This window comes from Mucilaginibacter sp. P5_A6, from assembly GCF_056400585.1.
Window position 1 is genome coordinate 17,574 of the sequence record NZ_JBFUKZ010000027.1, and the last position, 23,963, is coordinate 41,536.

A 23,963-nucleotide genomic window follows, 5' to 3' on the forward strand; every position below is an offset into this window, starting at 1 on the left:
ATCGGTTAAATGAATCAAACTTTAAACAAAAAGACATCAACGGTTAGAAATTATAAACCTTTAATATGGGCTTTGGCTTTAGGTATAAATGGCCTGATCATATTTTCTATTTTCCTTCCGGATAAGGAAAGCTTTAAGGCCTACAGCTTTTCATTTCTGCCGCTGGTAAATGCAGTAATGAACGGGGCTACCTTCATTTTTCTTTTGCTGGCATTGTATGCCATTAAACAGAAAAACATACAACGGCACCGTAATTTTATTTTCGCCGCTTTTGTATGTACTTCCGTATTCTTATTGTCTTACCTCCTGTATCATTTTACCACGCCGTCCACAAAGTTTGGCGGGCATGGCGCTCTCAGATATATCTATTATTTAATATTGCTCACGCATATCCCACTGGCGATCATAACCGTCCCGCTGGCGCTCATATCCATCGGACGCGGCCTGAATATGGAAGTCACTTTACATAAAAAAATTACCCGCTGGGCTATGCCTATTTGGCTATATGTGAGTTCAACCGGTGTGATCGTCTATTTATTGATATCGCCTTACTACAGGTAAATAACATACGCCGGCGGCGTAACCGGAAATTGGCATTTCCTGTTGCCAGGCAGAGAAAAGACTTCGAGCGATGCTGTTCCCGGATTTTAATCCGGTTTTGTAAATAAGTGCCAGTAATTCGGAAATTAACGTTAGCAGCCCTCTCATTGCCTTGCCTACCTTTGACTAACAAATAAATATCTTAAAGATGGAAAAGCAATTAAAAGTTTTGATAACCGGTGCAACCGGTAAAAGCGGCAGTGCAGCGATAGACGAACTACTGGAAATGGGTTATCCCGTTAGGGCTCTTGTTCACAGTCACGATGAACGTTCAGAAAAACTCGCAGCCAAGGGTGCGGAGGTCGTAGTGGGCGATCTGCTCAATTACAATGAAATTTCTACAGCTATGCAGGGTATTGACACCGCTTATTTCTGTTTTCCGGTTATTGTTCCGGGAGTGCTGCAAGCCACGGCCTATTTTGCCCAGGCTGCTAAAGAAAACGGTTTGAAAGGCATCGTTAACATGTCCCAGATATCTGCCAGACGGGAAGCTAAAAGCAATGCGGCGCAGGATCACTGGGTTGGGGAACAGATTTTAAATATGACCGGCATTCCTACTGTTCATTTAAGGCCTACCTTTTTTGATGACTGGTTCCTTTATACCCGTGATATTATTCACGAAACCAGCACGATCGTATTACCTTTTGGCAACGGACGCTGGGCACCTGTCGATTCAGCTGATCTGGGCCGTGCGGTAGCCAAAATTGCCGTGGCCATGGAAGACTATTCAGGTCAGGTTATCAGGCTTTACGGCCCGGAGGAATATAACATATTTGAAATGAGCGAAATTATTTCAAATGTATTAGGCAGAACCATCAAATATGAACCGGTGACGATTGAACAATTCTTTGAAATTAATTCCAAAAGAGCGGCTAGTGAACATTTTGTACAACATGTCACCCATGTTGCCGAAGATTGTGTTAATGGCGTATTTGCCGGAACAAATGATCTGGTAGAAAAGATTACCGGTAGAAAACCAACAACGCTTGCTGATTTCTTTACCAGGAACAAGGCTTTGTTTCAATAATCGTTTACAGGTTGCAAAAAGTAAGCGACAAATCACGTCGTTCTGTGGGAGAAAAGTTTTATTCACAAAACATACCAGTTAGTATGTTTTGTTTTATCTTTAGTAAAAGCAAACCTTTTTAGAAATGGCGAGCTTGCCCTGGCGATGATACATGTCGGATACCAGGGATATGCTAAAAAAGTAATTACGCCGGTCGACATGATCCGGTTAGCCCGATACTAATCGTAGTTCTTTCATTGATGGCCATGTTTTTTCCTGGATTTTCAAGTCGGTATGATTGAAAATCAGCATGCTGATGCAATTATGCAGATAAGTGACAGTAATTCGGAAATTAGCGTTAGTACACCCGGCAGCACCAGACCTACCTTTGATTAAACAAATAAATAATCAAAAAATAAATCATTTCACTTTAAAAATTTTAATCATGAAAACGAAAGTTTGGTTTGTAACAGGTGCCAGCAAAGGCTTTGGTCTTGAAATAATAAAAGCAGTCCTTGCCTCTGGCGATAAAGTAGTAGCTACCGTCCGTAATAATGCAGCCGGCCTGCAAAACGAATTGGGTAACGCTGAAAATTTATTGGTGGTCACCATGGATGTCGTGAACGAAGACGAGGTAAAACGTGCCGTAAAAGATGGCATTGATCGGTTCGGGCAATTGGATGTGGTGGTTAATAATGCAGGCTTCGGCATTGTAGCCGCTATTGAGGAAGCATCTGATGCAGAGGTAAGACGTCAGTATGATGCCAATGTGTTCGGTCTGTTGAACGTTACCCGTGCGGTATTACCAAATATGCGGGAAAGGAAAGCAGGTCATATTATCAATATCTCCTCTCTCTTTGGTTACGGAGCCTTACCTGCCTGGGCTTTGTATGGCTCTACCAAATACGCCGTGGAAGGCATATCTGAAGGTCTGGCGCTTGAGCTTGCACCGTTCAATATCAAAGTTACCGCGCTTGCCCCGGGCTTATTCCGCACACAGTTCTTAAATGCGCAATCCTACACTTCAGCTGCCAGTACTATACCGGATTATGATCAAACCATGGTCGGACAAATGAAAAATGTCCCCGATGCATTGCATGGCAACCAACCTGGCGACCCCGCTAAACTGGCGAAAGTAGTTGTTGAACTGGCTGCCGCAGAAAATCCGCCACTTCATTTGCCGGTAGGTAAGGATTCGCTGGAATCATACCGGACAAACAGTGCTAAGGTAAGCGAAGAAATTGAGGCATGGGCCGACAAGTTTACCCCAACTGAAGTGACAGCATAAAACCGACCAGGAATATTTTATTTTTCCTTACACACAAGAAAAAGTAGAAGGATTAAACCAATGGTTTGTTTATTAAAAATAATTACTTTTAATAGATAAAAACGATGAAACATTTTAAATCCTTAAGTGAAATGCACCGGGAAAACGGCTTGCCGGCTCCCGAGCATCCGATGCTTAGCCTGCTGCGTATCACCCCTGGGCTGGTGCTGAATTTTACGGAATTTACCTGCGATTTTTACATGATCGGCCTGAAAAATATTAAGGCAGGCCACTGGCTGTACGGGCGCACTAAATTCGATCATGAAAAGGGCTCAATGGTGTTTTGGAAGCCCCGGCAGGTAATTGAGGTCAACAACCTGGAACTGGAAGAGGATGGCTATATAATGCTGTTTCATGAAGATTTTTTATTGGGTAACGCACTGCAAAGGGAAATTCAAAAGTATTCTTTCTTTGATTATGAAACGGATGAGGCTTTGCATCTCGCGCCAAAAGAAGAAAAGACCATCTCACGGTTATTTGAATCCATAGAATCAGAATACGCCAATAACCACGACGAATTCAGTAAGGAAATTATCCTGGTCAATATCGATTCGATGCTGAAATATGCCGAGCGTTTTTATAAACGGCAATTCATCAACCGCAAAGAACTGACCGGTAAAACAGTTACAGCCTTTAATAAGTTACTGGATAATTATATCCGGGAGGACAAGTTTTTGAAAGAAGGACTGCCGTCGGTCGCTTATATCGCATCGGCACTAAATATGTCGCCTCGCTACCTCAGCAATGCGTTAAAGATGGAGACAGGAAAAACGGCACAGGAACTCATTCATATCGCGCTCATTACTGTGGCAAAGAACAAATTAAGGGAATCCGAAGAAAACGTATCGGAGATCGCCTATTCCCTGGGATTTGAAAACATGTCCTATTTCTCCAAACCGTTCAGGAAGGAAGTCGGTAAAACCCCGAAAGACTTTAAGAAACAGCTTTTAAACTAAGCTGGAAATCATATTCAGGATAAGAAATGAACCAGGCAGTCCCTGATGAAATACCAAATTGAATGATCCTATTTTTTATCAAATAACATACTAATTGGTATGTTAAGATTAGCTTTGTAAAACCACAGAATAAGAAATGGAACATGTATTGGATAACCCCGCATTTAACGCTTTAGCTACTGGGAATAGACAACTGGCTAATGGCACAGATGGTATTAAATATTTCTCTCCCGAAGTATCACCTTTTATCGGGTTTAAGGAACTGCAACCGGATAGCTTTCAGCAACTTTATGACCTGGTGCCTTTTGATGGCCCGATCGGTTATGTTACCCCTGTTGAAACAGAAATACCCGAAATGTGGAAATTGCTCAGTCCGATCAAAGGCCGGCAAATGATCTACGAGGGTGATATGAAAGAGGTAAATACATCCAGCCTGGTCAAATTGACTGATGTGCATATCCCGCAAATGATCGGATTAACGAAACTAACCCATCCCGGTCCTTTTGATGCCCGTACCATTGACTTCGGCGATTATTACGGAATTTTTGACGGTGATCAGTTGATCGCCATGGCGGGACACCGGATGAAGCCATCACCCTATACGGAGATCAGTGCCGTATGCACACGTCCCGACTATACCGGCCGTGGCTATGCCAGACAATTGGTGGAGTTCCAGATCAACCGGATTAAGGATGCAGGAAATATCCCGATGTTGCATGTCGCCTATGGTAATGAACGCGCTTTTGAAGTATACAAAAAGATCGGGTTCGAGGTGCGCAGCGATATGTACTTCTATATCCTGCAAAAAAATAAATAGCTAAAACTGATGGCCTGGGTGTAATGGCATCATCCGGTTATAACTGAACACCTAATTGAGCAGGAATAGCGACCGGACATCCGGATCGCCGAGAAGTGATTATAGCCACTGATCACTATGAATTAATTCTTTATTTTTGCTAACATACTATTCGGTATTTATGGCAAAAGCAGAAGCGACACGCTTGACTATATTGCAAAAGGCATATGATTTAGTTTACCAGAAAGGCTATCAGGCCACCAGCATTGATGACATCATTGCCACTACACAGGTAACTAAGGGGGCTTTTTTTTATCACTTTAAGAACAAGGAACAAATGGGGCTTGGTATCATCAATGAATTGATGTATCCCCAAATAATCCCCCTGTTAGAGAAAACGCTTAAAAAGCCCAACGACGTCCGGGTAAACATTTACGAAATGATGGAAATACTGTTGTTTAACGACGAGTTCTTTAAAGTCGAATTCGGCTGTCCCGTTATCAATCTGATAGATGAAATGGCAGCCCTAAACCCATCCTTTCAGAAGGCACTAACGCGTGTGATCAAAAAGTGGCAGACTATCATTGAGGCGGCAATATTAAAAGCACAGAAGAAAGGCCAGTTAAGCCAGGATAATGAAGCCAATAAGATCGCCCTTCATGTTATAACAAATTATGGTGGAGCGCGCTATATGGGGAAATTATTCGGCAAGTCTTCCTATTCGGATTTTTTGAAGGAATTTGAGAAGTATTTAAAGAGTCTGATGTAATTTTTTTTAAAACAAAACATATCACGTGGTATGTTTTACGGTATTGTTCGGAGTGATTAGACAGCGGTTCAAGAATGATGTGTCTTTAGCTATAATGGTGTCAACGGCCTGCTTAACGCTTTCGTCATCGGTCAGCGTAACATCCAGCACGGTTACATTCTCTAACGCTAATAAGGCATTTGCCTTATCAGCGTTCTTTCCGTTCGTATCTCTCATGGTGGCGTAAACCTTATGGCCTATAGCTGCGACACTATGGGCGGTAAGCCAACCGAATCCACTGTTTGTTCCTGTTATTAAAACTATTTCTTTGCTCATCTTTTTATTGTTTAAATGATAGCGCAAATTTTGGCAATTGGAACAGTGATACATTTACCATTTGGTAAAAAGTGATCTCAACGGATATTTTTTCTTATCCTGCTTAAGGACTGCTGGGTGATCCCCAGGTAAGAAGCGATATGAGAAAGCGGCACACGATTAACAAGGTCGGGAAAATGCTCTATGAACGATAAATAACGAGTGGTGGCATCTTCCGATACAAGCGGGCTTCTTCTTTCGATCGTTTTTAGCAAACAGTTTTTTAAGATCAGATGCTCAATATCTTTCCAGCCAACAATCGTATTGCCGGTCTCGTCCCAGTCTTTTTTGGAAAACACCAGGAATTTACAATGGGTAACGGCCTGTATATACTCGGACGCAACTACCTGCGCCTCGAACCTTTGCTGGTCGGAAACAAAATTATGCTCATCTATGAATGAATGCGTGATCTCTTCGCCCTTATTGTTATAGTAACAGAATCGAACCACACCTTCCAAAATAAATCCAACGTACCTCGGTATCTTCCCGGCTTCAGAAAAATATTCCTCTTTATGAAGTTCAAGCGTTTTTGCCTTGCTTATAATGAAGTCTGTTTGCTGTTTGTTCTGATTCCCGAATTGCAGTATGTAATTGATGAACACTTCCATAAGTTAAATTTTGAATATATTGTGGGCAGTTCATTTACCATTTGGTAAAAAATGATGTTGTGTAAACATAAAAGTATCGATAAAACACAAACTTCCTGTTTTGAGGGTCAGCTACTGGGGGATCAGAGCCTAAAGTTTGCCCAATGATAATTTGAAGACAGTAGCCTTGGTCAGGTTCACATCCTTACACCAGCAAATCACAATCGAAGTCCATGCGAAAGGTTTCCTGTAATATTCTTAAATTCGGTCATTAAGACAAATATAAGCTAATGATCTTTAGTTTTACCGCTACGCCGGAGTTTGATTTCATGACTTATTTTGCCCGGCATATCGGGGCAACGGTAAATAATGATTTGTTGGTCATTCCTGATCACGTTGGGAACGGATACATTCGTAAACTTTTGTTCGGCCCGGAATTCAAGATCACCTTTCACCATTATCTGCTAAAGGAAGATCTGATCATCAAACGCAATACATCCGGCCTGGGTAACGAACTGATCACCATATTCTTTTACAGCAACGAGCAAACGCTCGGTATAGTGTTTGACAACAATCCCAATATTCAGTTTTCTGAGCGCGATGAATCCGCCATCCAGGTTACCTCCAATGACCTGAACTCGACCATACGTTTCCCGGCGGGGAACACTATCCGTTACGCAGTGATCGCCATAATGCCGGCATATCTAAAAACACTATTGGCCCTAAATAAGCTGAATTCTACACTCGAAACCATAACTAGCCCCGGTAATACATTTCTCTATTTTGAGAACATGACGGCTGAGGCAAAACTGCTTCTCAAAAACTTAAGCGCGGTGGATATGAGCGATGGGTTAAGCCAATTCTATATGCAGATTAAAGTACAGGAGCTGCTATACCTGCTTTTTCAAAAACTATCAAAACGCGAAAGCTTACCGCATCAGACTATTAACAGCGCGGATGTGGCCAGGCTTCTCCATGTACGTAACGAGATTATCAGTGACCTGAGCGAACCGCCGGTTTTACCTGAACTGGCACAAATTGCTGCCATGAGCGAAACCAAATTAAAACAGCTTTTCAAACAGGCCTTTGGTGATACTATTTACAATTACTTCCAGCGCGCCCGGATGGAAGAGGCAGCCTTTTTGTTAAAGCAAGGTAGGCGGTCGGTTGCTGAGGTTGGCTATGAACTGGGCTTTACCAACCTTAGCCACTTTAGCAGGTTGTTCGAAAAATATTATGGCTTTACACCCAAGCGGTATTCCTCACAAGCTTAAACCTATTCGTCGTATCGGACTGATTTTTCGCCTTTTCAGGCTATTATCAGCTTGCTATTAGGCGCAATTTTGCTTTATCAATTAAAAGATAAGCGAAATGAAAAAGTTATTTATGCCCTATAGCAAAGCTGCACTTCAGTTGAAGAACCATGTCGTAATGGCACCTATGACCAGAAGCCGGGCGATCGGCAATGTGCCCAACGACTTCATGGCCACCTATTACAAACAGCGTTCCGGTGCCGGACTGATCATTACCGAAGGCACTTCACCCAGCCCAGAAGGTTTAGGCTATCCCCGTACCCCGGGTATTTTTACCGATGCCCAGGTAGAAGGATGGAAACTGGTGACCAATGCGGTTCATGAAAACGGCTCCAAAATATTCTTACAACTGATGCATACCGGCAGAATAGCCCATAGCTCCAATTTGTCGGAAGGCCATCACGTTGTGGGTTTATCAGCTATTAAAGCAGCAGGCGAAATTTATACCGATACTGGCATGTTTGAATACTCGGCCCCAACCGCATTGGATGAAGCAGGCATAGCCCGTATTGTGCAAGATCATGTCATGGCTGCTGAAAATGCCATAGCCGCGGGCTTTGACGGTGTCGAGTTACACGGGGCACACGGCTATTTGCTGGAGCAGTCTTTAAATCCGCAGGTAAATAACCGTACGGATAACTACGGCGGATCAATAGCGAACCGCAGCCGTCTGACGCTGGAGATCGTACAAAAAATAGCAGCCGCCATCGGAGCAGCTAAGGTTGGCCTGCGCATTTCACCATTTCTAACATCCAACGACATGCCTGCCTATGAAGAAGCTGACGTACATGAAACCTACATTCGCCTGGCCCGGGAAGTAAACCAGTTGGACATCGTATACCTACATGTTTCAAACAATCCCGGCATTCCCGGAAAAACACATCAGGATATACGTGAGGCTTTCGCTAACACCATTATCTATTGCAACGGGTTCACGGCAGAAACCGCTGAAGCCAATATACAGGATGGATCAGCGGATCTGGTTGCCTTTGGCAGAAGTTTTTTGGCCAACCCCGATTTTATGAGGCGAATAGAAAGAAACGTCTCCCTGAATGAGCCGGATTATAACACGCTTTATACGCCCGGCGAAGAAGGCTACACCGACTACCCCGTACTTTAATTTTTACCATTTAAAAACACACAGTTATGAAAATTACAACCACAGGCTCATTAGGAAATGTAGCCAAACCATTAGTAAAAAAGCTGATCGCAGCCGGACATGGAGTAACCGTGATCAGTACAAAAGATGACCGAAAAAGCGAAATTGAGGCTTTGGGTGCAAAGGCGGCAATCGGCTCTATTAGTGACGAAGCATTTTTGACTGAATCTTTTAGCGGCGCAGACGCAGTTTATACCATGATGCCACCATCAATGGGGCCAGGTAATATGATACAAAACATCGCCGATGCGGGACAAGCTTACGCGAACGCCATTAAGACAGCAGGCGTAACGCGCGTGGTCATGCTGAGCAGCGTTGGCGCTGATGCTGCTGAAGGTACGGGGCCCGTACAAGGAGTTCGTCGTGTTGAAAAGATATTACAAGGTTTAGACGGCGTAAATGTGACTGTTTTGAGGTCAGGGTTTTTCTATGTTAACTTTCTTAGAGATATTCCATTGATCAAAAGCAAAGGCATCTTCGGTAATAATTATAACGGTAATGACCGGTTGGCCCTTACACACCCTGAAGATCTTTCGACAGCGCTTGCAGAGGAATTGCAAGCTGAAGGAAGCGGCTTTGAAGTGAAGTACGTTGTAAGTGATGTTTCGACTGGAGAAGCAATAGCAGAATCATTCGGTCAGGCCATTGGTAAACCAGAACTGATTTGGACAAATATCCCGGATGAACAGTTAAAACAGGGCATGCTTGCCGGAGGATTGCCGCCGGAGCTAGTCGGCCTGATCGTTGAAATGGGGCAAGGTGTACGGGCAGGTATTATCACCTGGGACTTTTTTGCCAGCGGTGCTAAGGTAACCGGTCAGATCAAGCTGGAACAGTTTGCTCAAGAGTTCAAAGCCGCATATCTGCACGCTTAAGCACTATTTATCTATAACAACTCACATAATCATGGAAGTTTCTTTGACAAAGCAAAGGCTGTTATCATACGTATGATAACAGCCTTTGCTTTATTCACTTATTGGTGGCGTCCCATAAAGTAAAAAGCGACTAAAGAATTTTAAGCTTGTCCATCTTTCATTATGTGTAACCCCGCTTACGGAACTTATTTACCGTAAGTGATTTTAAGGAATTCCTTTAATTCCGTTGGTTTTCTTCCCAATAAATGTTCCAGATCACTTCTCTGCGTATCGAACTCACCATTTCTTATCGCAGTAGAAAATGCGCCTAAGAATCCAACAACGTCTTTCGGAACGCCGGCCTTTCCAAGAGCATTGCTGTAAGTATCAAGTTCAGGCTTCAAATAAGTTACCTTTTTACCAGTAATATGTGTTAGGAAGCCTGTTATTTCTTCAAAAGAATAAGCATTATTTCCGGTGATTGTGTAGGTCTTATATTCATGTCCGAGAGTGGTAAGCACCACAGCTGCGGCTTCGCCAATATCCGTCCTGGGAACAAAAGGAACCTTTCCATCGCCGGCTGGAAAAAAAATACCCTTTTCCAAAAATGCTTCCCCGGAAAACTTGCCGATCGAGTCAGCGTAAAGCGAGTTGTTAAATATGGTATAGGCAATTCCGGTCTCTTTTATATATTCAGCTGTAGCTCTATGAACCTGAATTACGAATGGAATGGCTGTTGTCTCATCATCCTTAATTTCCTGACTTATATAAACGATGTGCTGAAGACCATTCTCCTTAGAGGCGTTGATGACGTTCTTATGTTGCAAAAGCGTATCTGCCGCCACATCATTGGAAGAGATCAAAAAGAGCTTATCCACACCCTCTAAGGCATCTACAAGGGAGTTATAGTCATTGTAATTCCCTGTTTTTAACTGAACACCCTGTTCACTTAAATTTGCTGCTTTGTTTTCGTCTCTTACCAAAGCGGTAATTTTACTAGCCGGAACACCTTTTTCTAAAAGTGAACGGATTGCTGCATTTCCTAAATGCCCTGTTGCACCTGTTACTAAAATCATAATTGTTTAATTTATATTAAATATTTATCTTTGTTACACAAAGTTACCAATGATAGTTTCAAAAAGTAACTGTTACCTTTTGGTAACAATGGAAAATAGTGGTAACCTAAATGTGACTAATGGAAAATAAAGTTGAAAATAAGCCTTGCCCGGTTACGGCTACGATAACTTTGATCGGAGGAAGATGGAAACCAATAATTCTTTTTCATCTATCGGACCATACCAGGCGATTTGGTGAAATAGCCGCTAGGATGCCGTCTATATCCCGAAAAGTGTTGAGCGAACAACTGAAAGAACTGGAAGCGGATGGATTAATAAACCGCCAACAATTTAAGGAAATCCCGCCCCGTGTAGAATATTCTTTAACCGAGTTGGGGAAAAGTGTTAGGCCGTTACTAATACATATGGCAACCTGGGGCCAGGAAATGGTATTGAATGCCCGATCGATTAACGTTGGGTAATCGATTATTTTGAGTTTTTCAATACACCTTAATTATAAAACTGCCAACGGAAATATTTAGAACCCAGGTTCGAACCCTGGTAGGAGGCTCGAACATGGGACCATAATTCAAAAAGTTGCGAAATTAGCACAGAAACGCAATTTTTGTACAAGTCAGAGAGGTGATACCCCTAAGCGGCTACCAGGTCTTTTGTGTAACTCGTAAGCGATTGATAATCAGTTCAAAATAGAGATAAGTGTTTACCCAGGTGGGTGCACTTCTTATAAATAAAAATCGGGTCGGCTGCGAACAAAAAGGTGAACAAAGTAAACGGTCATTTTAACTTATTGATTTATAGGTAAAAAGGGGAGAGGGTGGTAATGTATTCATGAGGTTGTTAAAGTAATAGAATAATGAAAGAAGGTCACCTGGTGGTCAGGCAGCAACTGTATCCTGCCAAAAATAGATTTTTAAGCAAGCTTCTAACATGCTTATACTTTTTGAAAAACAGATTGTTCTTCTATTAAACCGTTTCAAATAAGTGCGAAGAGTTAGGTTTTTACGCTCAATTTTATTGGTGCCGCAACGTTTTACTTTGTGGAGTTTAGTTGGTATAATTTGACGATAGGTGTTCAAAGCGTCAGTATAAATTCGCTTGCATTTCGATAATAAAAGGGTATCAGTAACTCTTTGTAGATTTATTTTGGTGCGCCGCCCCACTTTTAAATCAACTACCTGCCCATTTTGCTTATCCAAAGCATAAATCACCCAGCATTCCGCGCTTTTCTTCTTGATGTAGGTTTTTAACTCGTCTACTTCATACACCCTGTTTGTGTTAATAGGTGGTTTCTTAATATTTGAGGCAATATTCTTAATTCTCTGGATAACCGTATTTGGTGAGATATTCAACAACCTTGCTATACTCCTTATCCCACAACCTTCTTTGACATGATTAATAATGTAGGAATTGGTGCCAGGTGTATATGCTTTTTTTAAGTAATCTGATAATTGAGTCTTATTACAACTTTTGCAATGGTAACGCTGTTGATTCCGGATTTTGCCAAACTTGATGGTCGGCCCTAAACAATGATGACAATTTGAATTAACAACAGCTTTGATACACGTATTCACTTTCCAGGCACTTACAGTCTAAATAATCGCCTAAATTAAAAAGGATGGTACATAAGTACCATCCTTTTTAATAAAATTTAATGTGGTGTATTTTTATTGCTCTTGATTATCAGATTATTAATTTAATAACAACACGATTGATACATTGCCCTCTTGTATATTGATAATCAGTATTTTACATTTTCAAAAGTCCTTTACTCTACGAATAACGCAATAGTAAATGACTCTAATTGTTAAACCAAATATAGGAAAATATTGATTAAAAGCTTTTTTTAACATAGTAATATAATTTACATACTTGCATTCAGGTACATTAACTTGGATTACTTTTTAGAGTTGGTCTATGAATATGTGTTCAGTGAATTCTAACTTATAGAACTAAAAATATTAAACTGGATTACCATCAAACGACTGATAAGCTTTTGCGATCAAGATATTGAATATAGTGTTGAAATATCAAACGTCCAATCATCCTAATCAAACAACAAGAAATGAAAAGGGGAGAAGTAGCCCAGCAGCTCAACGTATCCCCGAAACCGTCAAATGGAACCTTGACCAGGCTATGAAAAGCATTCGTAAGTTCTGCTTAGCTCACCTGGACGAAATGCCACCGGCTTTATCTTTATATCTCCTGGTTAAATTCTTTTCGAAATAAGAGTTGTTTTTAAACTTTTACTGGAAAAGACAATCATACAACAAGAAAAGGTGGTGTATCCATTACTTTGGAAACACCACCTTTTCTCATTGGAGGGAGGCGATCAGTTTTTCGTTCCGTGCAACATATTTAACGATATTTTATACCTGATCTGCCTTTGCATGTAATTCAATATAACTTCGCTTGGAATCTCAAATTAGTTCCAGAGGCTTATTTTCGGGAGTGCCTTGTTATGCCGGTTCAGATAATATACAATATTTTACCAACAGTATTGATTTTTAAACCCGTCCTAAAATTATATAAGCAACAGGAAGAGACTGTTTAATTTTTGCCTGATTAGCGTTTCCATGGCGGATGTGCCGACCTTTCTGCTTTATAGTTTAGAATCGGCGGGATAAAAAAATCATGGCTAATCTCACAGCTGAGCCGTCCCAGATGATTGCTGCTGAATTGCAGTATACTGGATTGCTGTAACTCTTCCATGAGCGTCCGAGGGATGAGGTGGCTGTCGGACAACGCCTCGACGTCCATCAATAACCGGTGGTTATTAAGAATCAATAGGTCCTCAAGGAGGTGTAATGCTTGGTTCAATTCGTCTGGCCGTAACCGTTTCAGCGCTTGGTGATAAAAACGGTCCATCGCACTTTTAATAAAATAGTTTGCGTCGTCGACGTTCATAACTTGTCCATCAGTGGAGGCTGCTAGTTCGAGCGAGCTGGCCAGAATCTGTAGTTGTACCGGGCTGATCCTTCCTTCTACATCAACAAGAGATTGCAAGAGGATTTCCAGCACATCGTGTGTGAGGCTGAAAGGGGCGGAAGCAAAACTTCCCGATACGCCCGCTGGGCCGGTTATAGCCGACGCGGCCTGAATAACCGACAGATTCTTCAATTCGATGGGATTCCGGTATATCGCAGGTATAGCATCGCTCAGCTGGTGTAACCGGGCGAATTCTGATGAGCGGATAACTAAGACCAGGCTGATGTCGGCGAGGCTGTCCCATCGCTTCAAGTCGTTATCCGAAATTTCGGGGTTATTCAGGAGCCAGTCCTGGTAGCGCCGCGGAATACGGACTTGAAGTACTTCAGCGATAGCGACCTTGAATCCATCGGCCGCCTCACCGGCTAAGAAAAAGAATTCCTCGAATTGATCTATGACCAAAACAATCCCGGTTCGACCATCTTCCTGTTGCAGCAGGGCGTTCTTGAGGGACAGCCATAAACCCAGCCCGAATTCCTGCCGGAGTTTTTCAGCGATCTTGTCCCAGGATCCAGCTTCCTGGTCCACGCGGCTGGTTAGGGAAGTGACAACGGTTTGTTCGGAATTCCAGGCCATGGCCGCTCTCCAGTGTATTTTTAACAAGTGATTTGTCTTTGGGTTGCCAAGTGCAATATTAACGAGTGAGGTTTTACCGCATCCGCTTTCGCCGAACAAAACAGTAACAGGATGGAGATCTATTTTGGTGATCAAATGATCTAATTCATCGTCTCTCCCAAAAAAGACTGGGGCATCTTCAAACCCAAAAGGCCGAATGCCGGGAAAACGGTATGATTGGTTGGTGATCATTCGAATTGGTTAATTTACGATATTTTTGGTCTGCCGGGGCTCCCTGCCTTTTGGTAAAGCAAATCGACAAAATCGGTTTCATTCAAATCAAAAGCGATTACTGGCATATTTTTTAAAAAGGCGGCATTTTCTGCAGTGACCCTATTCCTGCAGGTATATATTTGCTGATATTTTTTATAATCACTGACGATCCACCGGATCAATGACTGGACGTACCAAGAATCCCAATTCACGCCGATAACGATCAAAGTATTGGCTTTTTTAATCGCCAACAGGAGTTGGTCCGGTAAGTGTTCATTGCGTTGGATGGAGGTGATCTGATGATACATATCTTCCTCGCGAAGCGGAATACCCCAAGCGTTTTCCGATGAGCCGACTAAGTTAAAGAGTAAAGTGTCGTCACCGGAAGTAGTAAATGTCTGTTTTGTGGTTGCATTGTGCCGGGAAAGTACTTCAAACTTAAATTCATAACCCTTATCATAGAAGACCTGTTTTAAAAACGTATCGAACGAGACATTGATACAGCATGAAAAAGGGATTGCTGCCAGCTAATTCAGAAAAGGACTATCGGGAACCGTTGCATTTTTAAAAATACCTTCAAGCGCCCGAACGAACCATTGCTGATCCCTGCTATTGGATGTTCTGATCAGGTGGAGGTCTTCATCCGGCGTATGCTCATGACCGATGGCTCCCTTGGCTTCTCTGAACAATTCATTGACTAATGGTTCGCCCTTGGAGTTGAAGATCAGCCGGTCGCCGGTAATTAAGATTGCAGCTCCCTTTTTGATGTCTTTCGCAAAGCCGTTCAGCGTCTCTGTATTGAGCTTAAAGAACATCGAACCGAGTTTTTCTTTTTCAAATTCTTCGCGGTGGCGTTCTTTTTGTCTTCGCTCTTCCAGAAGCCGCTTTTCATTTTCTTCTTTAGTGATCCGTTGGTTGTCTTTGTCGATAGCCCTCTGTTCCGATTCAGTCAGCGCCCGCATACCATGTTTGCCGGATGCAATAATGGCTAGGTCAAGCCGGCTGAATTCAGTCTGGCCACCGGAATTTATCTCCTGCTGCTTGCTGTCGAGCAGCCGAGAGGCTTTCTGGCCCGGCAATGCGGACAACGCATGAAGTTCCCGGATCAACGGCGCCAGCGCATCATGTGCAAGGCGCAAGCTATTCCCTGCGCCAATATCGTTATCGGTCAGCAGGTATTTATTCTTTAACTCGCTCAGGACATCGTTGATCTCGATATGCCGGTATTGACTCTTCAAAGCTGCGGGCGTTTTCGTACCGGCGGTGGCCCGCGTGGTCGTGAAAGTATGCAGGATATCCAGGACGAGCCCACTCTGTACTTTCTCTGGGATGACCGCTCCGATGGCCGCGATCTGACCGGTGATCAGGTCCAGTAAACTATCTGTTTTTACGCGCGCCAACAAGGTTTTGTCAAAGACCCTGGGTGAATTGGAGGCCACCCTATCCCACATTTTGACCAAGATCATTTGCAAAAGCGGCGCGACATGTGAGTCTTCATCGACGTATACGCTTTGCGCGATCAGGGCCGGGACCTGTCCGTCCGCGAATTCCAGTTCATAATAAGCTTTGGCGTCCTGGTTGAGCGTGATTCCTTGGATGGCTTCCAGAACCCCTTTCGTCTGCAGTGCTTCCAGGTAAATTTTGAGGTAATCTCGGCCGGCAAATAATTTTTCAAAATCCGACAGGTATTCCTTCCGAAAGCCAAGCAACACATGAAAGCCCTGGTCCAGCGCGGCTTTGACGGCGACAGCCAGTTCGATCAGCTCCGCCTCAGCCTCGTTCGCAGTCGACGGATCGGTCATGATCTCTTCTGCCTGGTCGAGTATGATCAGCAGTTTGCCAGGGGAACTTTGTAAGTCCAGGCGGACCGTTAATTGTTTTGCGATTGTGCGTGATTTTTCCCGCCGGATATAGCAAACTTCCCACCCCTGGTATTCCATCCGGGGTTTCAGCCCGGCAAACAGCAGAGATGATTTTCCGGCGCCGGATTTACCATATAAAAACACGAAAGGGTCATTGGTGATTTTGAGAAAGAGCTTCCGGATCTCTTTTCCCCGCGGCCAAAAAAGATCCGGGTATCCTCCTCGGTAAAATAGGCCAAACCTTTAAAAGGTCCCTGTCTAGGGAAGAAATAACGAGAGGTATCGTAAGGTAGTTCGCCGAGTGGGTCTCGCAAGGAAAGATGCCGTTCAATGTGCGGCAGGATCGCTAAAAGGTCACTTTTGAATTGTCGTTCCCGCAGTTGGACGTCGTTTAGTTTGGTCAGTTTGTCCAGATGAGCCGGTATTCCTGCGAATGCCTGCTCGGCGCTGGCCCCTTTGATAAAGACGGGTAAGATGATTTTTTTTGGGTCGCTGAGGCTTATTTCGAGCTCTTTCCGGACCCAGTCCTCCGGGTTGTGCAGCTTGTTATTTCTAGGATCGGACCCGGTCCAGTGAGTGCCGATCATGACGATTATCACTTTGGCCGCTTTTACCGCATTTTCCAGGCGCACCGGGTATTCATCCCCTGGGAAAATGCTATCCGTATCCAGAAAGGTGGTTCCTTCGCCAAAGATATGCTCAAGGCGCAGTTGCAGCAGCTGGGCCGTATCCAGCCCGTCGTCCCTGCGGTAATTGATAAATATGGGCTTGGGTTCCATAGGAATTAAAGATAAAAATTTTATTCCATTATGGAGCACCTTCCTCCTGCGTCAAAAGCCGGCAGCCGGCCGGGTATTTCTATCTGTTCTAATAAGGGCCCGGTAGAATAATTGGTTGTTAAATGCCATATACCTAACATGGTAAGGAATTAATTCTTTATGAGCAATATCGTTTTATCAGCCCGCATTCCGGCAAAGGACAGGGCTTCCAGGATCACGCCAGCTTGTTCTTCCGGATCGATCGAATGTATTTTAGCCTCTACGGGATTTTCGCTCTTCCGGCATAGCTAGGTAAGTCATACGGGTGTTCTTCTGTATATTAATGCTGCAGCTCTTTCTCCAGGCTTGCAATGTAATCCAGCGTTTCATTAACGGTGACCAGCACGCCCCACTTGAATCGGTCAATCGAACCGTTCATTCGCCATTCACCGCTTGGCGAGTGACGCAGGACACACCAGCCTTCCGGTTCATTGCCGTATAATCGGTCTTTTATCCCCCGGGGATATTCACCAGGACCGATAGCCGCTACGGCCTGCTCAAACAGGTTTTTGTTCAAAGTACTGACCTCTGGGATCTTTAGGCCAGCTGAGGACCGGAACACGGATATCGTCCTGCGCGGCTGTCATACGGCTCAGCGCAAGGAATAGTAAACTTACCCGCCGATAAAGGTCGTCCCAGTCAGAATGAGCTGCCTGTTTGGCTACAAGACCTTCGTTGCTCAGATAGATACAAAAGCGCATGGACCCATTTGTGACGGGCATTCGCGTGTACTGGCCGGGTAGGTATAGCTCCAGGCAGTCTTCCAATTGATAAAGCGCGGCATTTTTCCAACTGCCATGTAACACAAATATCAGCATACCGGTACCAGCATGATATACATCCGTCCAGACACCGATCCCCGGGCCGGTTAATCTAGGATTGCGATCCCAGTCGAAAAACAGGCTTGGTGGTTCTTCCCGACGCCATTCACAGAATACCTCAGCTTCTTTGCCGAAGGGTACGATCGGGAAACGAAAGTTGACCTTCTGTTCTTTCAAATAATGCAATGTTGATTCCCTTTGCATATCGAAACCTGACCGGTTGGCCATCAGGCCAGTAAACAGCTGATGAAAATCCTCGCTCATGATTGGCCCCCAATCCGGCGGGTCCGGGACCCATTCTGCTAAAAGATACAGCGTTTTTTGCGGTGCGTCCTGGATTTCAAACTCCAGTGTTTTTTGCCCCAAGGAACTTTTCGTGCCAACCTGGGGCAGAGTGGAAAGGAATAGCTTATTATTTTTACGCCAGGCCGTGTAAGCGGGACCGGAATAAATTGCGTATTTAAAGCCAAGAAAGCGCACGAGCCGCTCGGCAACGAGCGCGCGTACCAGCGGCGGTGAATCAAGATAGGTATGCTCGGAGAGGTCGACAATCTCCTGCTCCGTAATTTTAGTGATGGCGGAGAAGGGTATGCGATTGAAGCCGGTGGCAAAGGCCGGTTCCCCCACTTCCTGTACCGGTGCCGGCGGATCCGGATGGAATTGACCGGGCCTTAAAGCCTCCAATTTGAGCTTCAGCATTTTGGCAACGCCTGTAGATTTATGATCTTCATATTTCAGGTAGCCGATATTTCTGGAAATAACCATAATATCGGTATCATCGATCACCACGGGCAGTATATACTCTATGGTCCGGTTACTGGCCGAAAGCGCCGAGTGGATCTCGAACTTCGCCCAGGTGCTTAGCAAATAACTTTTGGAGAGCAGCGGCATGCAAAACAAAGCCTGCGACGAAAAGATGTTAGAAAGGTAGCTGGTTAGGTCCTTTCCCAAAGCTGATGCTGAGCCCATTCGTCATAAAAAACGGTGATATCCTTCTTGTTTAAAGCTTTTGCAATACTTCGGGCAATTCGCCGGTCGCTCCCAGAAAACGATATGGCAACGTCGAATTGGTAATAAGGCACGATCATTTTGGACATACTGGCGGAATTTTTATAGGCTTACTCATTTCGGTGTTTGACTTATTTTGAAAGCCAGTTATAGGCGGCCAGGCTGACAACGATCAATGCAGGGATCAGATAGAACAAGGGAAGCGTAGTGGTATACAGTGCATCCCAGATCGTGCCGGCCTCTTCTTTCAGATCGTTTTCTGTAGCCACATTGGCAGCCGGGTCGTAATTTATTCGTCGCTTGTAAGTGTTTAAGTCATATTCAAGGTCCGTAGTAAACTTACGGTTATCAACCACCCATTTGTAGATCTCCCGGTAGAGTTTTTCCGTTTTAAGAAAGAAGCCATCCAGGAGCCAGAAACAAACGATGGGCAGCAGCAGCACCAGACTGATCCACACGCCCTGGTGGCCGTGTGTTTTACCGGCGCTAAATATTTCTTCGTTTTTAAAGGCTAGCACGGCGGTGACTATGCCCATCGTCCAGGTTTTTACCTGGAAGGAATTAGCCGCCATACGGTTGATGACGTCCTGGATCAGGTCCAGTTCCTTATGCAGGTTAGTGTGATCGGGTTGTGGCATAATGAATTAAATAAAAGTCAATTTATAAAAATTAACCGGCAATAACATTTTCTTTTTTTTCCTCTTTTTCAGGAGTTTATTAATTCGAGAGCTGGTAGATTTGCTCGAAATGACCTGTCCGTATTAGGTTTACCCGGGGCAACCTGGCCAACGAGGCTTTAATGATGCCGCTCATGTTTTTAAGTTTTAATATTGATTTGATTATGGTCTTTATTGCTTATCTATCTCAACGTAGTTAAGGACACCAAAATAAAAAAATTCAAGCATACCCCCCCATGCAGACCAGCGCGTCCACGCGCTCTTCCAGCATGCTAGTGCGCATCAGCGCCAGGCTTTCGACACATTACCGTTCTCTTAAAAAGAGTCTTAAACAATCGTCCAATAAATAACCTATAGTACATACGACGTTGTGAACATTTTTATTGCAAATTCATTTTTATCAGGTCAAGATGTACTTGTTTTTTGGACGAAATGTAATAACAATAAACTATAAAATAGTGATTTTTGTAATATAATGACAATGACTGTTTGAATTTGATCATGCCTTGTTTTAAAAATGCAGCACTATTTGGTTCACGATTTTTCGAAATTGCCAGGTCAATAGTATTTTGCTTATCTATACTTCGGACGATCACGTACAGGCTATCCTCCTTAAAAGCTAAGCTATTGCCCGGCGAAATTGGCCCAAACTCAAGGGATGCCAATGATAATTGTTTAGGTATTTCAGCGTTACTTGTTTTTTGTTCGGCCGGAACCCTGGTAGACCTTAAACTCGTAATTTCTCCTTGCAAAGTTCTGTTCGACGCCTTAGCGGTTAACAGGTCTTTATTGACCTGATCCAGGGTCGCTATAATTTGACGCAGGCTATCGCCTCTTAACACTAAGCGCTGCACCAGGGCCTGGTTTTCCTTTCGCCATTGAACTGTTGAATGAGATTCTCGTTGATGAAGGCTATCAAGTAATGATTGTTTTATTCTTACGGAATCCATTAGCTTTTTACTAATGTTAAGCGATTGTTGCAAACTGTTTTGGCTCGCCTTTATGCTCCTTGTAAGATATTTATAACTGGTCGTTGTTTCCCGTTCCTTCACCAACATAAGCACGGCAATCGCAATCGTTGCGACGACCAAGGCCAGCGAGCCGATAACGATAAAAGCGTTCCGCCGGATCTTCTTAGCCGCCCGTTTGTTTTTGCTGATCAACGCCCTTTTGGCCAGCTGGTCGTGTGCGAGCTCGATCTCTCTGAATTCATCTTTTCCATAAGTCCGGAAAATAGCGGTTTCATTTTGGAGCTCTTTGACTTCCGCTTCACTCAGCCCGGATTTCTTAATAAAATCCGCCAACGGGAACAATAACCGTCTCCCGTCAGAAGTGATTAGGTACATTTCAACCGCATATCGTTGTTTGTTCCTCTTTAAACTGTTTACATAATAATGCTCGATCACCGCCGCTGCCGGGGACCGCTCCACTTGTTCGTAAGAGATCGTTTTTTCATGATCACTACCAGGCGCTTCTTCAAATAATTGATAGCAATACAGGCTCAGTATGGTCGGATCAATGCCGACGCGGTCCATGTTATCTTCGTTTGCTATCCGGGCCTGGCTGCCCGATACGTTTGGTTTGGAATTAATAGTGTTTCCCCCCAAGTCAAGTTTGGCAACATTATGGATGATCAGTTCAGCCGTGCGCTTATCGACTGCATCGGGCGAGGTGTTATTATCAGCAGCCGAACTGACCACCGAATTTTCTATCGCTGATAAGGCTTGCGCCACGGTAAATTTTTTAAGGCCGTAACGGTTATTACTCACCGACGGCATTTGCGAACGGAGATCATCCAAATAAGCGACGAAGTCCTGTCGTAAACTTAGCACTACCGTGTAATTCAGGACATTTTCCCTTGATTCATCCGCGGAACGTTGCTGTGGCTGCCTTGGCGCTGTTTCGCTCGTTGATCCTGTTGCCGTGAGATGCAGTGGCAGACGAATCTCGATCAAGTCGCTCAATTGGGAAACATACTCATCCAGTTCCGCCGCTATCCCATACCGCGGACCTAATGTGAATAGTTCCTCAAATTGGTCGAAAAAAAGGATCGGTTTGACCAGGCCGTTGAATATCTTGGTTTTGGCCGCATACTCGATCAATGTCTCACCGGGCAGGAACGTTTTGATCTCTTTATCCCATTTGACCAACTCTTCATGCACGATTTTTTTAAATTGTTCCAGCGGCGGTATCATACTGCTGTAATTGATGCGGATATATACAGGGAAATAATATTGGCGCTCCAACTCGGGGAAGAGCTTGGCATGGATCAATGAGGTTTTCCCTGTTCCTGATTCCCCATATATGATCACCAGCTGGCTGTTTTTAATCATCTCCACCAGCTCATAGGCTTCTGCCTCTCTGCCGAAAAAGCATTTTTCATCCGCAGCCGTATAGGGAAAAAGGCCTTTGTAGGGATTGTTTTTATCCATGGCGCAGTCTTTTTATTTCGACTTCTATGAAATCAGCTAGCTGTTTTGGATCACAAGGCCAAATGGTGTTCTCTGTAATGAAATTTGGCAGCCTATCGAGGTAGGGCCTGAAATCATCGACCGCTGTCGGAACAATTACAAATGGTGTCGGGTCGCTTTTATCCGGGGTCGCAGCTAAATATTTATTGATCGTATAACGGTCACTGGCTTTTGACCATTCCACGCGCTTGGCGTAAGAATCGGCTTTTGGGCGTTCAACCATAAATTGGGATACAACGGCAACAAAAAAACAGGTCTCATTCGACAGGATTGCCGCAGTGATTTGTTTATCGTGTTCACCAAGGCCAATGTCTGATGTATCCAGAAAAACTTCGATATGCTTAATATTGAGCGCTTTCTTGATAAGCAAGGCGCATTCCCGGTCATGACGATCATAAGAAATAAAAACTCGCATACCGTCATAATAATTATTAAAACTTCCGTGCTCATCAATGATCTGCTGGAAGGATTCCAGGAAATCTTCGATCGGGTATTCGTGAATCAGCTGGATCTTAAATTTATCAAAAAAATAACGCTGGTATTTGATTCCGCCCTCGCTGTCATTGATAATATAGGCTTTCCCTGCCTCTGAAGGGATAGGCCTATTATACAGGGTCCTGATCATTAAACGCATGAACCAATCCGAAAAGTTATTGCCGATAAATACCAAAGTCTTGTTATTCAAATATTCCAAAAAAGAATATTCACTTGGTGCGTTTTTTTTATTGATCTCGTTCGAAGCTGATAAATTTAGCAGGCAGTCGACCTGTTCTTCTTCAAATAGTGCGATGCCTTTTTCCATGTCCCCGAACAAATAGAATAATTTACGTTTACCATTTGTCAGGTCGAAATGTATAGGAGCTTTCGACTCTTTGCTCCAGACATAAGTGTCGATGTTATTGCCGAGCGCGTCTTTTAAAACAGGATCGAATGAAGTTTGAATGACCAGGCTAACCTTAGAGAGATTTGCAATGCTTTTAACCAATGATTTATCGAAGTCACGATCACGGAATGACCGGTATACGCCGATCACCTCGTTGCTGCTCAGGCCTTTGTCAGGTTGCTCGATAGCGATACCACTGAACGTTTTCGGGGATGAAAGGTTGGACCGATCAGTTATCCGTTCAATAGCAGCTTCTTCGAAGGTTTTATTCACCAGCCGCTGGGGATCGCCGTTCACATGGGGCCGGGGCATATCCTGCATCCGGAGCACCTCGCTGCCAACAATTAATACGAGTTGGTCCGCATTGTAAATATGGTAAAGGCTTTTGAGATCCATCGGTTCAGGGGATTTGATCAATTAACGATATTTGGTTATTGCAGCCACCGCATGTTTTTTACAGAATAAGGTATAATAGCCTGGTTTACAGCATTAAAGTTGGGCAATATTTCGAATATTATCAAATTTTAAACAATAAATATTTACGATGAAACAGGTCTAAGGGTTCCCCCTAGTCCTCCACCAGTTTTGACAAATTACATTTCGTAGCAAAATAAGTAGCCCGCAAGCCTGCTGATGCATTTCAGCCCATCCCGAACTCTTCTCGGCTTTCCATCGGACAGGAAGGGGCTTAGTGCTATCCCGGTCGAAAGGTGGTCATTCTGGGCGGCTTGACAAAGCTGTTCCGTGCGCTTTAGAGCACCGAGTTGTGTTGGTGATTAGAAAAATCGCAATTAATAATTAGATATTTAATAT

At 43.8% G+C, this 23,963-nt stretch carries 24 protein-coding genes; 10 read left to right on the plus strand and 14 right to left on the minus strand.

Annotation, left to right across the window (positions count from 1 at the left end):
- The first annotated feature begins 9 nt into the window (after nt 1–9).
- The 6 genes from AC1DO4_RS23475 to AC1DO4_RS23500 all read left to right on the plus strand — a co-directional run bounded on the left by AC1DO4_RS23475 (nt 10) and on the right by AC1DO4_RS23500 (nt 5,454).
- Complete coding sequence (locus tag AC1DO4_RS23475) at nt 10–561, plus strand: DUF420 domain-containing protein (protein WP_477419999.1); 552 nt, start codon at nt 10–12, stop codon at nt 559–561.
- Between the two features lie 187 nt (nt 562–748).
- Nucleotides 749–1,627, plus strand: a complete 879-nt coding sequence (locus tag AC1DO4_RS23480; protein WP_477420000.1) for an NmrA family NAD(P)-binding protein — start codon at nt 749–751, stop codon at nt 1,625–1,627.
- A 424-nt stretch (nt 1,628–2,051) separates the two neighbouring features.
- Complete coding sequence (locus AC1DO4_RS23485; protein WP_477420001.1) at nt 2,052–2,894, plus strand: oxidoreductase; 843 nt, start codon at nt 2,052–2,054, stop codon at nt 2,892–2,894.
- Between the two features lie 104 nt (nt 2,895–2,998).
- The gene (locus AC1DO4_RS23490) at nt 2,999–3,889 is read left to right on the plus strand and encodes a helix-turn-helix domain-containing protein (RefSeq protein WP_477420002.1); all 891 of its coding nucleotides are present in this window, start codon (nt 2,999–3,001) and stop codon (nt 3,887–3,889) included.
- Nucleotides 3,890–4,025: 136 nt separating this feature from the next.
- Nucleotides 4,026–4,706: a GNAT family N-acetyltransferase gene (locus AC1DO4_RS23495; protein ID WP_477420003.1), complete on the plus strand. Its 681-nt coding sequence runs from the start codon at nt 4,026–4,028 to the stop codon at nt 4,704–4,706.
- Nucleotides 4,707–4,866: 160 nt separating this feature from the next.
- Nucleotides 4,867–5,454: a TetR/AcrR family transcriptional regulator gene (locus AC1DO4_RS23500; RefSeq protein ID WP_477420004.1), complete on the plus strand. Its 588-nt coding sequence runs from the start codon at nt 4,867–4,869 to the stop codon at nt 5,452–5,454.
- A gap of 21 nt (nt 5,455–5,475) precedes the next feature.
- Here AC1DO4_RS23500 and AC1DO4_RS23505 read toward each other — a convergent pair whose 3' ends face one another.
- Both AC1DO4_RS23505 and AC1DO4_RS23510 read right to left on the minus strand, forming a co-directional pair.
- On the minus strand, nt 5,476–5,796 hold the full coding sequence (locus AC1DO4_RS23505; RefSeq protein WP_477420005.1) for an SDR family NAD(P)-dependent oxidoreductase: 321 nt from the start codon (nt 5,794–5,796) through the stop codon (nt 5,476–5,478).
- 50 nt (nt 5,797–5,846) lie between these two features.
- Nucleotides 5,847–6,416, minus strand: a complete 570-nt coding sequence (locus AC1DO4_RS23510; protein ID WP_477420006.1) for a Crp/Fnr family transcriptional regulator — start codon at nt 6,414–6,416, stop codon at nt 5,847–5,849.
- Between the two features lie 269 nt (nt 6,417–6,685).
- Between AC1DO4_RS23510 and AC1DO4_RS23515 the strand changes: the two genes are divergently transcribed.
- From AC1DO4_RS23515 to AC1DO4_RS23525, 3 genes are all read left to right on the plus strand, one after another.
- A complete protein-coding gene (locus AC1DO4_RS23515; RefSeq protein ID WP_477420007.1) occupies nt 6,686–7,669 on the plus strand; it encodes a helix-turn-helix transcriptional regulator in 984 nt (327 codons plus the stop codon).
- Nucleotides 7,670–7,766: 97 nt separating this feature from the next.
- Nucleotides 7,767–8,828, plus strand: a complete 1,062-nt coding sequence (locus tag AC1DO4_RS23520; RefSeq protein WP_477420008.1) for an alkene reductase — start codon at nt 7,767–7,769, stop codon at nt 8,826–8,828.
- Between the two features lie 26 nt (nt 8,829–8,854).
- Entirely contained in the window at nt 8,855–9,742 is an 888-nt protein-coding gene (locus AC1DO4_RS23525) for an NAD(P)H-binding protein (RefSeq protein ID WP_477420009.1), read from the plus strand.
- A 185-nt stretch (nt 9,743–9,927) separates the two neighbouring features.
- On the opposite strand, the gene AC1DO4_RS23530 is transcribed toward AC1DO4_RS23525, so the two are convergent.
- A complete protein-coding gene (locus AC1DO4_RS23530) occupies nt 9,928–10,797 on the minus strand; it encodes an SDR family oxidoreductase (RefSeq protein WP_477420010.1) in 870 nt (289 codons plus the stop codon).
- A gap of 119 nt (nt 10,798–10,916) precedes the next feature.
- On the opposite strand from AC1DO4_RS23530, the gene AC1DO4_RS23535 reads away from it, so the two are divergent.
- Nucleotides 10,917–11,258 (plus strand): winged helix-turn-helix transcriptional regulator, encoded by a 342-nt coding sequence (locus AC1DO4_RS23535; protein ID WP_477420011.1) that lies wholly within the window; start codon nt 10,917–10,919, stop codon nt 11,256–11,258.
- Nucleotides 11,259–11,672: 414 nt separating this feature from the next.
- Here AC1DO4_RS23535 and AC1DO4_RS23540 read toward each other — a convergent pair whose 3' ends face one another.
- The 11 genes from AC1DO4_RS23540 to AC1DO4_RS23590 form a co-directional block, all read right to left on the minus strand.
- Nucleotides 11,673–12,368, minus strand: coding sequence for an IS1 family transposase (locus AC1DO4_RS23540; RefSeq protein WP_477420012.1), 696 nt, complete (start codon nt 12,366–12,368; stop codon nt 11,673–11,675).
- A 991-nt stretch (nt 12,369–13,359) separates the two neighbouring features.
- Complete coding sequence (locus AC1DO4_RS23545) at nt 13,360–14,589, minus strand: nSTAND1 domain-containing NTPase (RefSeq protein ID WP_477420013.1); 1,230 nt, start codon at nt 14,587–14,589, stop codon at nt 13,360–13,362.
- 14 nt (nt 14,590–14,603) lie between these two features.
- On the minus strand, nt 14,604–15,137 hold the full coding sequence (locus tag AC1DO4_RS23550) for an SIR2 family protein (RefSeq protein ID WP_477420081.1): 534 nt from the start codon (nt 15,135–15,137) through the stop codon (nt 14,604–14,606).
- Nucleotides 15,138–16,655 carry an nSTAND1 domain-containing NTPase gene (locus AC1DO4_RS23555; RefSeq protein ID WP_477420082.1) on the minus strand — a complete coding sequence of 506 codons (1,518 nt, stop codon included), beginning with the start codon at nt 16,653–16,655 and terminating at the stop codon, nt 15,138–15,140.
- Nucleotides 16,559–17,251, minus strand: coding sequence for a toll/interleukin-1 receptor domain-containing protein (locus AC1DO4_RS23560; RefSeq protein WP_477420014.1), 693 nt, complete (start codon nt 17,249–17,251; stop codon nt 16,559–16,561). The genes AC1DO4_RS23555 and AC1DO4_RS23560 overlap by 97 nt, the downstream gene beginning before the upstream one ends.
- A gap of 319 nt (nt 17,252–17,570) precedes the next feature.
- Entirely contained in the window at nt 17,571–17,807 is a 237-nt protein-coding gene (locus tag AC1DO4_RS23565; protein WP_477420015.1) for a hypothetical protein, read from the minus strand.
- A complete protein-coding gene (locus tag AC1DO4_RS23570) occupies nt 17,788–19,080 on the minus strand; it encodes a hypothetical protein (RefSeq protein ID WP_477420016.1) in 1,293 nt (430 codons plus the stop codon). The genes AC1DO4_RS23565 and AC1DO4_RS23570 overlap by 20 nt, the downstream gene beginning before the upstream one ends.
- Nucleotides 19,047–19,208: a hypothetical protein gene (locus AC1DO4_RS23575; protein ID WP_477420017.1), complete on the minus strand. Its 162-nt coding sequence runs from the start codon at nt 19,206–19,208 to the stop codon at nt 19,047–19,049. The genes AC1DO4_RS23570 and AC1DO4_RS23575 overlap by 34 nt, the downstream gene beginning before the upstream one ends.
- A gap of 42 nt (nt 19,209–19,250) precedes the next feature.
- Nucleotides 19,251–19,757 (minus strand): hypothetical protein, encoded by a 507-nt coding sequence (locus AC1DO4_RS23580; RefSeq protein WP_477420018.1) that lies wholly within the window; start codon nt 19,755–19,757, stop codon nt 19,251–19,253.
- A 419-nt stretch (nt 19,758–20,176) separates the two neighbouring features.
- The gene (locus AC1DO4_RS23585) at nt 20,177–22,228 is read right to left on the minus strand and encodes an nSTAND1 domain-containing NTPase (protein ID WP_477420019.1); all 2,052 of its coding nucleotides are present in this window, start codon (nt 22,226–22,228) and stop codon (nt 20,177–20,179) included.
- A complete protein-coding gene (locus AC1DO4_RS23590) occupies nt 22,221–23,546 on the minus strand; it encodes a toll/interleukin-1 receptor domain-containing protein (RefSeq protein WP_477420020.1) in 1,326 nt (441 codons plus the stop codon). The genes AC1DO4_RS23585 and AC1DO4_RS23590 overlap by 8 nt, the downstream gene beginning before the upstream one ends.
- Between the last annotated feature and the right edge of the window lie 417 nt (nt 23,547–23,963).

Coding starts and splice junctions, on each gene's coding strand:
- AC1DO4_RS23480 (WP_477420000.1), top strand. CDS start 749: ATGGAAAAGCAATTAAAAGTTTTGATAACCGGTGCAACCGGTAAAAGC.
- AC1DO4_RS23475 (WP_477419999.1), top strand. CDS start 10: ATGAATCAAACTTTAAACAAAAAGACATCAACGGTTAGAAATTATAAA.
- AC1DO4_RS23560 (WP_477420014.1), bottom strand. CDS start 17,251: ATGGAACCCAAGCCCATATTTATCAATTACCGCAGGGACGACGGGCTG.
- AC1DO4_RS23590 (WP_477420020.1), bottom strand. CDS start 23,546: ATGGATCTCAAAAGCCTTTACCATATTTACAATGCGGACCAACTCGTA.
- AC1DO4_RS23585 (WP_477420019.1), bottom strand. CDS start 22,228: ATGGATAAAAACAATCCCTACAAAGGCCTTTTTCCCTATACGGCTGCG.
- AC1DO4_RS23575 (WP_477420017.1), bottom strand. CDS start 19,208: ATGTCCAAAATGATCGTGCCTTATTACCAATTCGACGTTGCCATATCG.
- AC1DO4_RS23490 (WP_477420002.1), top strand. CDS start 2,999: ATGAAACATTTTAAATCCTTAAGTGAAATGCACCGGGAAAACGGCTTG.
- AC1DO4_RS23495 (WP_477420003.1), top strand. CDS start 4,026: ATGGAACATGTATTGGATAACCCCGCATTTAACGCTTTAGCTACTGGG.
- AC1DO4_RS23580 (WP_477420018.1), bottom strand. CDS start 19,757: ATGCCACAACCCGATCACACTAACCTGCATAAGGAACTGGACCTGATC.
- AC1DO4_RS23545 (WP_477420013.1), bottom strand. CDS start 14,589: ATGATCACCAACCAATCATACCGTTTTCCCGGCATTCGGCCTTTTGGG.
- AC1DO4_RS23520 (WP_477420008.1), top strand. CDS start 7,767: ATGAAAAAGTTATTTATGCCCTATAGCAAAGCTGCACTTCAGTTGAAG.
- AC1DO4_RS23500 (WP_477420004.1), top strand. CDS start 4,867: ATGGCAAAAGCAGAAGCGACACGCTTGACTATATTGCAAAAGGCATAT.
- AC1DO4_RS23485 (WP_477420001.1), top strand. CDS start 2,052: ATGAAAACGAAAGTTTGGTTTGTAACAGGTGCCAGCAAAGGCTTTGGT.
- AC1DO4_RS23570 (WP_477420016.1), bottom strand. CDS start 19,080: ATGGGCTCAGCATCAGCTTTGGGAAAGGACCTAACCAGCTACCTTTCT.
- AC1DO4_RS23510 (WP_477420006.1), bottom strand. CDS start 6,416: ATGGAAGTGTTCATCAATTACATACTGCAATTCGGGAATCAGAACAAA.
- AC1DO4_RS23535 (WP_477420011.1), top strand. CDS start 10,917: ATGGAAAATAAAGTTGAAAATAAGCCTTGCCCGGTTACGGCTACGATA.
- AC1DO4_RS23525 (WP_477420009.1), top strand. CDS start 8,855: ATGAAAATTACAACCACAGGCTCATTAGGAAATGTAGCCAAACCATTA.
- AC1DO4_RS23530 (WP_477420010.1), bottom strand. CDS start 10,797: ATGATTTTAGTAACAGGTGCAACAGGGCATTTAGGAAATGCAGCAATC.
- AC1DO4_RS23515 (WP_477420007.1), top strand. CDS start 6,686: ATGATCTTTAGTTTTACCGCTACGCCGGAGTTTGATTTCATGACTTAT.